11 protein-coding genes are annotated in these 9836 nt (G+C 67.8%); 8 read left to right on the forward strand and 3 right to left on the reverse strand.

The features are described from left to right. Nucleotides 1-47 precede the first annotated feature (47 nt). Genes RWO82_RS03945 through RWO82_RS03960 form a run of 4 tightly spaced genes read left to right on the forward strand, consistent with a single transcriptional unit; the run spans nt 48 to nt 2980 of the window. Nucleotides 48-563: a sigma-70 family RNA polymerase sigma factor gene (locus RWO82_RS03945; RefSeq protein WP_314423623.1), complete on the forward strand. Its 516-nt coding sequence runs from the start codon at nt 48-50 to the stop codon at nt 561-563. Between the two features lie 5 nt (nt 564-568). Next, nucleotides 569-1549 carry a hypothetical protein gene (locus tag RWO82_RS03950; protein WP_314423626.1) on the forward strand — a complete coding sequence of 327 codons (981 nt, stop codon included), beginning with the start codon at nt 569-571 and terminating at the stop codon, nt 1547-1549. Then, nucleotides 1546-2025, forward strand: a complete 480-nt coding sequence (locus tag RWO82_RS03955) for a hypothetical protein (protein ID WP_314423628.1) — start codon at nt 1546-1548, stop codon at nt 2023-2025. The genes RWO82_RS03950 and RWO82_RS03955 overlap by 4 nt, the downstream gene beginning before the upstream one ends. Before the next feature lie 25 nt (nt 2026-2050). Next, nucleotides 2051-2980, forward strand: coding sequence for an NADP-dependent oxidoreductase (locus tag RWO82_RS03960; protein WP_314423656.1), 930 nt, complete (start codon nt 2051-2053; stop codon nt 2978-2980). Between the two features lie 10 nt (nt 2981-2990). On the opposite strand, the gene RWO82_RS03965 is transcribed toward RWO82_RS03960, so the two are convergent. Then, on the reverse strand, nt 2991-3635 hold the full coding sequence (locus tag RWO82_RS03965; RefSeq protein ID WP_314423630.1) for a hypothetical protein: 645 nt from the start codon (nt 3633-3635) through the stop codon (nt 2991-2993). Nucleotides 3636-3828: 193 nt separating this feature from the next. On the opposite strand from RWO82_RS03965, the gene leuA reads away from it, so the two are divergent. Then, nucleotides 3829-5583: a 2-isopropylmalate synthase gene (leuA, locus tag RWO82_RS03970; protein ID WP_314423633.1), complete on the forward strand. Its 1755-nt coding sequence runs from the start codon at nt 3829-3831 to the stop codon at nt 5581-5583. A gap of 346 nt (nt 5584-5929) precedes the next feature. Here leuA and RWO82_RS03975 read toward each other — a convergent pair whose 3' ends face one another. After that, nucleotides 5930-6625: a TRIC cation channel family protein gene (locus RWO82_RS03975; RefSeq protein WP_314423637.1), complete on the reverse strand. Its 696-nt coding sequence runs from the start codon at nt 6623-6625 to the stop codon at nt 5930-5932. A gap of 34 nt (nt 6626-6659) precedes the next feature. Between RWO82_RS03975 and recO the strand changes: the two genes are divergently transcribed. The 3 genes from recO (at nt 6660) to RWO82_RS03990 (ending at nt 8993) form a co-directional block, all read left to right on the forward strand. Next, the gene (gene recO / locus RWO82_RS03980; RefSeq protein ID WP_314423640.1) at nt 6660-7406 is read left to right on the forward strand and encodes a DNA repair protein RecO; all 747 of its coding nucleotides are present in this window, start codon (nt 6660-6662) and stop codon (nt 7404-7406) included. Next, a complete protein-coding gene (locus RWO82_RS03985) occupies nt 7403-8206 on the forward strand; it encodes an isoprenyl transferase (RefSeq protein WP_314423643.1) in 804 nt (267 codons plus the stop codon). The genes recO and RWO82_RS03985 overlap by 4 nt, the downstream gene beginning before the upstream one ends. Nucleotides 8207-8294: 88 nt before the next feature. Further along, the gene (locus tag RWO82_RS03990) at nt 8295-8993 is read left to right on the forward strand and encodes a DsbA family oxidoreductase (RefSeq protein WP_314423646.1); all 699 of its coding nucleotides are present in this window, start codon (nt 8295-8297) and stop codon (nt 8991-8993) included. Here RWO82_RS03990 and RWO82_RS03995 read toward each other — a convergent pair. Then, on the reverse strand, nt 8990-9739 hold the full coding sequence (locus RWO82_RS03995) for a phosphotransferase (RefSeq protein ID WP_314423648.1): 750 nt from the start codon (nt 9737-9739) through the stop codon (nt 8990-8992). The genes RWO82_RS03990 and RWO82_RS03995 overlap by 4 nt on opposite strands. Nucleotides 9740-9836 lie beyond the last annotated feature (97 nt).

Consider the following 9836-nt stretch of genomic DNA (forward strand, 5'->3'; position numbering starts at 1 on the left):
GGGAACCGACGCGCTGGGCGGGTCGGGTGCTCCACCGGACGGCAGAGATGAGCACCCGCGGCGACGACGCCGAGAAGAAGAAGGATGCCGCTTTCAGTGCGGTTTTCGATGCGAACTGGGCGCGGGTGCGCCATCACGTCGAGGGCGTCGTCGACGACGACGCGGAGGTGACGGAGATCGTGTCGGAGGTCTTCCTCATGGCGTGGGCGCGGCTCGATCCGGCCAGGCCGGTGGACCGCCTGTGGCTTCTGCGTACGGCTGATCGTGTGCTGCGTTCCCGGCCGGCGAGATCGGTCATGCGACGCACCGCTCTCGACGCCGTGCATCAGGGCATGTCGGGGGTGCAGGGACGCACGGATCTCACCATGCGCGTACGCGTGCTGACGGCTCTGGGTGTCCTTTCCCGGACTGAGCGGCGTATCATCATGCTGACATACTGGGATGGGCTCGCAGTGGGGGAGATCGCTGAAATGCTGCGCAGCCCGAAGATCCGAGTGAGGAAGAGCCTGCGTCGAGCACAGCGGAAGCTGCGAGCGGCGCTGGGACTGGAGGAGGCAGGGTGACGCCCATGGGAGAGCATGCTCTGCTCGACCAGGTCCTGACGGATGCGGATCCTGCGAGGACGCCGCGCGACGCGCCCCCCGATGCCGCCGCCCTGATGGTGCGCGACCGGATCATCCGCAACGCCCGAGCGTCACGGCGCCGCCGCTCCGTGGTCATCGGCTGGGCTGCGGGGCTTGCCACCGTCGCGGCAGCCGCCGTGGTGGCTGTGGCGGTGCTGATGCCGCAGGGTCAGGCGGTCGCCGACGGGCTCGATCCGCTCGACTTCTCGTCTGCGATGAGTGCGGAGACGACGGTGGCGACCGCGCAGGATGCGCTCGCGCAGGCTCCGGGCCCGGCGGCACCCGAACGTCTCGTGCGTTCGGCGAACTGGGCGTTCGACATCAACGGCAACACGGGCGAGACCGAGGTGGTGCCGCAGCTGACCCTTCTGCAGTGGAACGCGGATCTCTCGGGTCGGATGACGAGTGTTCTCGGCGTGCCGTACGACCCCGCCGACGCGTCGGCCAACATGGGCGCCGAAGTGAGCAGTTCGGGTCAGGTCGCCGTCGACCTCACGATCGAGCCGGGGCAGTTCACCACGCCCGTCCCCGACCCGTTCGGCAGCACCGAGAGCGAGGTGGAGGCCGCGCTCACGGCATTCGGGATGCCGACCGACCCCACGGGCGCCGATGTGCTGACGGCCATGACCACGATGCTGCAGCAGTGGACCCTCACCAACGCGCAGCACTCGCAGCTCCTCGGGATCCTCGAGGCGACCGACGACGCGGAAGGGCTGGGGACGACCGTGGATCGCCTGGGCCGGCCGGCCTCGGGTCTGCGGGTCGTGTCGACGGACGGTTCCGCGAGCGACGTCGTGCTCGTCTCCGGCGACACCGGTCGCATCATCGGGATCGAGCGGACGAACATCGAGGACACCGACCTGATCGACGCCGGCGCGGTCGTGTCGTACACGCTCTGGGACGTGGACGAGAGCCTGGTCCGATGAGAGCGGCGCGGATCGCGGTGGGGATCGTGATCGGCGTGCTGCTCACGGGAGGTCCCGGAGCAGCCGCGCACGCCCACGGATTCGGCCAGGAGGAAGTCGCGCCCCTCATCATCGACGTGATGGAGGAAGTGCCTGGCGGGATCATCCTCGACAGGAACCATGCGGTGTGGCCCGAACTCGCGATGACGCTCACCGTGCCCGGCAGGGGGGAGACCGCGATGCGCGCCGCGGTCGGATCATGCGGCACCGGTCAGGTCTGCGCCTTCACGGGCGGATCCGTGACCGGAGCGAAACTGAGCTGGAGCGCGTGCGCGACCCACGCGATCCCGTCGAGCTTCGTCACGAGGTCGATCGCGGACGCCCGATCCACCGGCTCGCTCCAGGCTCGCAACGGCTCGACCGTTCTCGCTACGGCACCTGCGAACGGCTGGGCGAACGTCTCGGGCACAGCCAACAACGTCCGCTGCGTCCTCTGAGAAGGGAACGGATACGACCGTGGCTATGCAGTGGATCGCGACCTCGTGGGGTGGCCCCGCGGGGTGGGAGTTCATCGAGACCGAAGTGCGACCCCCGAAGACCGGTGAGGTGACGGTTGGCGTCAGGGCGGCGGGGGTGAACCCGGCGGATGCGAAGCACGTCGCCGCGCCGCGCGACGGCGTCGCACTCCCCGTCCCGATCGGCTACGAGATCTCGGGGGTCGTGACCGCGATCGGGCCCGACACGCGTATCGGCTCCGGGCTCGTCGAGCTCGGAGACGAGGTCATCGCATTCCGGGTGCAGGGTGGGTACGCGACGGAGATCACGATCCCCGCAGAGAAGGCGTTCGCGAAACCCACCGCTCTCACGCACGCCGAGGCGGCGAACCTGTTGCTCGCCGGCACCACCGCGGCCGAGATGCTGCACGTGACCGGTGCCGCGCCGGGGGAGACGATCCTGCTCCACGGCGCGTCGGGCGCGGTCGGCGTCAGCGTTCTGCAGCAGGCCGCACTCCGCGGCATCACCGTCATCGGGACAGCGAGCGAAGCGCGTGCGCAGGTCGTGCGCGACTTCGGCGGGATCCCGGTGCGTTACGGCACCGGTCTCGCCGACCGCGTGCGTGCTCTGGTGGGCGACGACGTCGTCGCATCGCTCGATGCGGTGGGAACGGATGAGGCGATCGACGTCTCGCTCGAGCTCGTCGCCGACAGGAATCGCGTCGTGACGATCGCCGCTGCCGCCCGTGCCGCCGCCGAGGGCATCCTCGCCATCGCGGGCTCTCAGCCTGCGAGCGCGCGCTTTCGCGATGAGATACGCGGGGAGCTCGTGGCACTGGCGCAGAACGGCGATCTGGTCGTACCGGTGGCGCAGACGTTCCCGCTGCACGAGGCGCCGGCGGCGCTCGCCCTCCTGGCAGAAGGGCACCCGGGCGGCAAGCTCGCGCTCATTCCCTGATCTCCGCCGCCTAGCCGGCCGTCCGGATGGCTGACGTGACGATGACGACGCCCTTCCCGTACGCGGTGTCGACGGCATCCTGCAGCGTGCCGTCATCCCACACCACCTGCACCCACACGTAGCCTCGCTCGGGTCCGGCGGTCAGCGCGTCAGCGCCGAGCCACGGGAACACCTCGTCCTGTACGAGCGACAACTCGCGGTCGGTGCTGGTCCCCGGCACTCCGCGCGTGGGGTCTTCGATCGGCATCGGGTCGTACAGCGCGAGCAGGGTCGGCGGATCCGTGAGCGCGAATCGTTCGCCGTCGTACGCACCCCGAATGGCGTAGGAGCCCCATCTGACCTCACCGATCGACTCGCTGCCGTCGACCTGATCCCACGTCCACCCGTCGACCGGCACGCCGACGCACTGCGGCGGGTACGACTCCATCACGCCGCCGAGGCAGATCTCGACGTCTCCGGCCGCATCGATCACCATGCCGGCTGCGGTCACCGGACCCTCGGGTGGAGCGACGACCGGCGGAGAAGACGGAAGTCCCGCCGGTGCGCTCGTCGGGGCAGGGGAGGAGCCCGCATCCGTCGCACACCCCGACAGCGCGAGGAGCGCGGTCACAGCGACGGTGGCGGAGGCTGACGCGAGAGTGCGCGAGATCGTCATACTTCCTAGTGTCGCGGGTGGCGCAACCGTCTCACCGTGCGGTCCCCGCGCCCCTTCCTGCTAGCATGGCGGCATGCCTTTCGGCGGTCTGCTTCTTCTTAGCTGCCGCGACGAGTCCTGAAGCTAGGGCCTTCCTCGTCGCGGCGCTTGTGTTGGCCCGTTCACATATCTGACGAAGAGAAGAAGCCCCATCATGCAGAACACTCAGCGCCCGTCGACGATGCCGATCCACAAGTATCGGCCGTACCACGAGCAGATCACCGTCCACCTGCCTGACCGCACGTGGCCCGACGCCCGCATCACCGAGGCGCCCCGCTGGTGTGCGGTCGATCTCCGCGACGGCAACCAGGCGCTCATCGACCCGATGTCGCCCGAGCGCAAGCGCGTCATGTTCGAGCTGCTCGTCAGCATGGGCTACAAGGAGATCGAGGTCGGTTTCCCCTCCGCGAGCCAGACCGACTTCGACTTCGTCCGTCAGCTCATCGAGGAGAACCTGATCCCGGACGACGTCACGATCCAGGTGCTGACGCAGGCTCGTGAGCACCTCATCGCGCGGACCTACGAGTCGATCGCCGGCGCGAAGCAGGCGATCGTGCACCTGTACAACTCGACCAGCGTGCTGCAGCGCGAGGTCGTCTTCCGCACCGACAAGCAGGGCATCATCGACATCGCCCTCGAGGGTGCACGCCTGTGCCGTGAGTACGAGAAGACGATCCCCGACACCAAGGTGTACTACGAGTACTCGCCCGAGAGCTACACGGGCACCGAGCTCGAGTTCGCGGTCGACGTCTGCAACCAGGTCATCGAAGTCTTCGAGCCCACGCCCGATCGCAAGGTCATCATCAACCTGCCCGCGACGGTCGAGATGGCTTCGCCCAATGTCTACGCCGACTCGATCGAGTGGATGAGTCGCAATCTGGCGCACCGCGAGAACGTGATCCTGTCGCTTCACCCTCACAACGACCGTGGCACCGCGATCGCCGCAGCCGAGCTGGGATACATGGCCGGCGCGGACCGCATCGAGGGATGCCTGTTCGGCAACGGCGAGCGCACGGGCAACGTCGACATCGTCGCCCTGGGCATCAACCTCTTCACACAGGGCATCGATCCGCAGATCGACTTCAGCGACATCGACCAGGTCAAGCGCACGGTCGAGTACTGCAACCAGCTGCCTGTGCCCGAGCGCAGCCCATGGGCGGGCGACCTGGTGTTCACCGCGTTCAGCGGCTCGCACCAGGACGCGATCAAAAAGGGTTTCGAGGCGATGGCTGCCCGTGCCGAGGCCGAGGGCGTCACGGTCGACGACATCGAGTGGGCCGTGCCCTACCTGCCGGTCGACCCGAAGGATCTCGGCCGCTCGTACGAAGCCGTCATCCGCGTGAACTCGCAGTCGGGCAAGGGCGGGGTCGCCTACCTGCTCAAGGCCGACCACGCTATCGACCTGCCGCGCAAGCTGCAGATCGAGTTCTCGGGCGTCGTCCAGAGCAAGACCGACGCCGAGGGCGGCGAAGTCACGAGCGAGCAGATCTGGTCGATCTTCACCGACGAGTATCTGCCCGCCACCGACGAGGCTGCGAAGTGGGGCCGCTTCGAGCTCCTCGCCACACAGACCCGCAGCGACATGTCCGGTGATGTCGTGCTCGACGTCGTGCTGCGCGACGATGACCAGCAGGTCGCCGTCGCCGGCAACGGCAACGGTCCGGTCGCCGCCTTCGTCGAGGTGCTGCGCGGTCAGGGCTTCGACATCACGGTCTACGACTACGTCGAGCACGCTCTCAGCGCCGGCGGCGATGCGCAGGCCGCGGCCTACGTCGAGCTGCAGGTCGGCGATCAGCGTCTGTGGGGCGTCGGCATCGACGGCGACATCTCGACCGCGTCGCTCAAGGCGATCGTGTCGGGCGTGAACCGCTCGATCCGCTCGCGTCAGCAGGAGCTGGCGGCGGTCTGACGCTCACCTGGCACCTGTTGTCGGAATGCGCCCGCGCCTCCGACAACAGGTGCCATCTGCGTGTCTGCGTTGGGGTGTGGCGTGGCGCCTGTGGCTGGTATCGGGCGCAGATTGCGACAGCAGGTGCCATCTGCGTGGGTGCGTTGGTGTGTGCCATCTGCGTTGGGTGTGGCGTGGCGCCTGTGGTCGGTATCCGGGGCGGATTGCGACCTTAGGTGCCATCTGCGTGTGTGCGTTGGTGTGGCGTGGCGCCTGTGGTCGGTATCGGGCGCAGATTGCGTCAGCAGGCGCCAACCGGCAGCGGCGCGTGACAGGTGGTGGATGCTAGCGAGCCTGCGTGCGCAGGTCAGTCCGTGGAAGGCTTGATGATCGGGATCACCCCGGTCTCGGCTGCCACCTTGCGGCGATAGAGCCGCCGCTGCTCGGGGAGGGACACGTCGAAGCTGACGGCGAGCACCCGGATGACGGCGGTGAGCACGATGCCGAGGAGCGCCGCGAGGGGGATGGGCATCCCGAAGGCGTTCGCGATCACGATGAACGTGCATCCCGCCCCGGCTGCGACCGCGTAGAGCGATCCGACGTGCATGATCGCGGTCGGCAGGCCCATGAGCATGTCTCGGAGCACTCCGCCTCCGACCGCCGCGCACGCACCGATGAAGACTGCGGGAACCGGCGGGATGCCGAACGCGATGGCCTTGCTGGTGCCGAAGGCGCCGAACATCCCGATGACGACCGCGTCGAGCACGACGATCACTCGGTTGAGGCGATTGAACAGCCCGGCGAGCAGCATCCCGAACAGCGAGGCACCCGTGGCGGTGAGCAAGTACCAGTTGTTCTGAAGAGTGGCCGGGGTCTGGCCGAGCAGGATGTCGCGGATGAGACCGCCGCCCATTCCGATCATGATGCCGATGATCGCGACGCCGAGCCAGTCGAGCCGTCGCTGACCCTGGAACCCCGAGGCGAACATCGCACCCTGCACTCCACCGAGGCCGACGCCGAGCAGGTCCGCCCAGAGCGGAATGATGAAGAGCGGTTCGGTCACCCCTCCATTCTCCCGCACGGAGGATAATCGATGAGTGCCCACCTATCGAGACGAAGCGGTGATCCTGCGCACCCACAAGTTGGGCGAGGCGGATCGCATCGTCACGATGCTGTCTCGCCGCCACGGCAAGATACGCGCTGTGGCCAAGGGAGTGCGGCGCACCTCGTCGAAGTTCGGTTCTCGTCTCGAACCCTTCATGGTCGCGGATGTGCAGCTCTACCAGGGGCGCTCGCTCGACATCGTCCAGCAGGCCGAGTCGCTGGGCTCGTACGGCTCGGACATCGTGGCACACTACGACCGGTTCACGTCGGCCAACGCGATGGTCGAGACCGCCGATCGGCTCACCGACTCCGAGGCCACACCGCAGCAGTATCTCCTGCTCGTGGGTGGTCTGCGCGCGCTGTCACGAGGCGAGCACTCGCCACGCAGCATCCTCGACTCGTATCTTCTCCGCGTGATGGCGCTGTCGGGGTGGGCCCCTTCGCTGGCAGACTGCGCTCGATGCGCCGCCCCGGGACCCCATGCGCACTTCGTCGGACAGCTCGGCGGCGCCGTGTGCGTGAACTGTGCGCCCGCGGGCAGCCCGAAGGTCGCGGAGAGGACTCTGTCGCTGCTGCGGTCGCTCATGGCCGGTGAGTGGGACACCATCGACGCAGCCCCGCACGCCGACAACGCCGCAGCATCCGGACTCGTCGCGGCCTACGCCCAATGGCACCTGGAGCGCGGCATCCGCTCGCTCGCGCACCTGGTGGCCGACGAACCTCGAGAAGGAGCACGGTGAGTCCCAAGCCCTATACGCACAAGGACGCGGTGGCGTACCGACCGCTCGACTGGACAGGGGTCTATCCGCCGTCCTTCCGTGCCGTCCCCGAGCACGTCGCGATCGTGATGGACGGCAACGGTCGATGGGCGAACAGACGCGGTCTCAACCGCGTCGAAGGGCACAAGGCGGGGGAGGAGGTGCTCCTCGATGTCGTCGCGGGCGCGATCCAGGCGGGGGTCAAGCACCTGTCCGTCTACGCCTTCTCGACCGAGAACTGGGCACGCTCGCCCGAGGAGGTGCGCTTCCTCATGGGGTACAACCGTGACGTCCTGCACCGTCGACGCGATCAGCTCAACGAGTGGGGCGTGCGTGTGCGATGGGCCGGTCGCAAGCCGCGTCTCTGGGGCAGCGTCATCAAGGAGCTGCAGTATGCGGAGCAGCTGACGAAGGACAATGACGTGCTCACGCTCACGATGTGCGTGAACTACGGCGGACGCATCGAGCTCGTCGACGCGATGCGGTCGATCGCCGCCGATGTCGCCGCTGGCCGCGTGAAGCCGAATGCGATCAGCGAGAAGATGATCCGTCGCAACCTCTACGTCCCCGACATGCCGGACGTCGACCTGTTCGTGCGGAGCTCGGGCGAGCAGCGCACCTCGAACTTCCTGCTGTGGCAGGCGGCGTATGCCGAGATGGTGTTCCTCGACACGCTCTGGCCCGACTTCTCCCGCGAAGAGCTGTGGCGCGCGATCGACGTCTACCTGTCGCGAGACCGACGTTTCGGCGGGGCGATCGACACGCCTGACGCTTCAGCCTGAGCGCGCAGCCACCTCCCTGACGACGGCCGACACCGGCAGGATTCCTCACCACGGAATAGCGCACAGGCGGATGCGGTTGGATGTGAGTGTGAGTGAAGCCATCTCGATCGACATCTGGTCCGACATCGCCTGCCCCTGGTGCTACATCGGCAAGCGCAATCTCGAGAAGGGACTCGAAGCCGTAGCGAACGACGACGATGCCCCGCAGGTGGACATCACCTTCCACTCCTTCGAGCTCTCGCCCGACACTCCCGTCGACTTCGACGGCGATGAGGTCGATTTCCTCTCCGGTCACAAGGGGATGCCGCGCGAGCAGGTCGAGCAGATGCTCGCTCACGTCACCGGCGTCGCCGAGAACGCGGGGCTCGAGTACCGGTTCGACCTCCTCCAGCACACGAACACGGTCAAGGCGCACGAGCTTCTGCACTTCGCGAAGGCCCAGGGCGTGCAGCACGAGATGGAGGAGCGGCTGATGTCCGCCTACTTCACCGAGGGCAAGCACGTCGGACGCATCGACGATCTGGTCGAACTCGCGGTCGAGGTGGGCCTCAACCCCGACGACACGCGCGACGCGTTGATCTCCGCCCGTCACCTCGCCGATGTGCGTCAGGACCAGGCGCAGGCTCAGGCCTATGGCATCCAGGGCGTGCCGTTCTTCGTGATCGACGGCCAGTACGGCATCAGCGGTGCGCAGCCGCCGGCCGCGTTCGAGAACGTCCTGCGCGACCTCTGGGCCAAGCGCGGTGAGACCGAGCCTGAGGCGGAGGCCGAGACCGCCGGGGTCTAGTGCGTGAGCGCGTCCAGCCAGAGCCCTCGGTGGTCGTGCACATAGTCGACGACAGCCGTCCAGTGCGAGCCGTGGCCATCCGAGAACATGGATGCCCACGGCTCGCGGCGTTCGTCGTGGGCGGTCGTCAGCAGCTCGAGCATCGCCTCGGCCCGCCGCTGCATCGCTGACGGCAGTTCTTCGCGCAGTCCCACGTCCGCACCGTAGCCGTCGACGAACGCGCGCAGCCCGGCCGCCGACCGCTCGACGGGAACCTCGACGTCGGAGAGCGTGAATGCCTGCGCGGCGTACGCGAGATCCCAGAGTCTCGTGCTCGGCGCCGCGGCGTCCCAGTCGATGAACACCCATCGTTCACCGATCACCAGGTTCCACGGACCGAGATCGTTGTGGCACACGAGGTCGTCGGCCGGACCGGGGATCGCCGTCTCCCACTGTGCGTCCGGCGCCGCGCAGAAGCTCTCACTCGCGTCGTGGATCGCTCGCACGATCGCTCCGACTCGGCGGAGTCCGTCGTCGCCGAGTGGCGGCGCGTCGATCGCGAGCCGTCCGGGGACGTACTCGAGGATCTGACGTGACCGGTCGTCCCGACCGAGCGCCGATGGCACGTCGACTCCGCAGCGGCGGACATGCGCCATGAACGCATGGACACTCGGGGTCGCGGCGGTCCACGGCTTGCGGACCGTGTCACCGACTCTGACGACAGAGCCGCTCGCGTTGCCGCCGGGCAGCTCCTGCTCGTGATCCATACGCCGTCGCGACCCGGTTCGGAGACGTTCTAGCGGGTCAGGGCGGCTTCGATCGCGCCGACGATCTCGGGGTCGTTCGGCTTCTGCTTCGGGCGGA

This window comes from uncultured Microbacterium sp. (assembly GCF_963521645.1).
In the GTDB taxonomy this organism is placed as follows: domain Bacteria; phylum Actinomycetota; class Actinomycetes; order Actinomycetales; family Microbacteriaceae; genus Microbacterium.

Bases quoted from the DNA above. Each gene is read 5' to 3' on its own strand.
- RWO82_RS03965 (WP_314423630.1), bottom strand. From the start codon at position 3,635: ATGACGATCTCGCGCACTCTCGCGTCAGCCTCCGCCACCGTCGCTGTG.
- RWO82_RS03950 (WP_314423626.1), top strand. From the start codon at position 569: ATGGGAGAGCATGCTCTGCTCGACCAGGTCCTGACGGATGCGGATCCT.
- RWO82_RS03995 (WP_314423648.1), bottom strand. From the start codon at position 9,739: ATGGATCACGAGCAGGAGCTGCCCGGCGGCAACGCGAGCGGCTCTGTC.
- RWO82_RS03960 (WP_314423656.1), top strand. From the start codon at position 2,051: ATGCAGTGGATCGCGACCTCGTGGGGTGGCCCCGCGGGGTGGGAGTTC.
- leuA (WP_314423633.1), top strand. From the start codon at position 3,829: ATGCAGAACACTCAGCGCCCGTCGACGATGCCGATCCACAAGTATCGG.
- RWO82_RS03945 (WP_314423623.1), top strand. From the start codon at position 48: ATGAGCACCCGCGGCGACGACGCCGAGAAGAAGAAGGATGCCGCTTTC.
- RWO82_RS03955 (WP_314423628.1), top strand. From the start codon at position 1,546: ATGAGAGCGGCGCGGATCGCGGTGGGGATCGTGATCGGCGTGCTGCTC.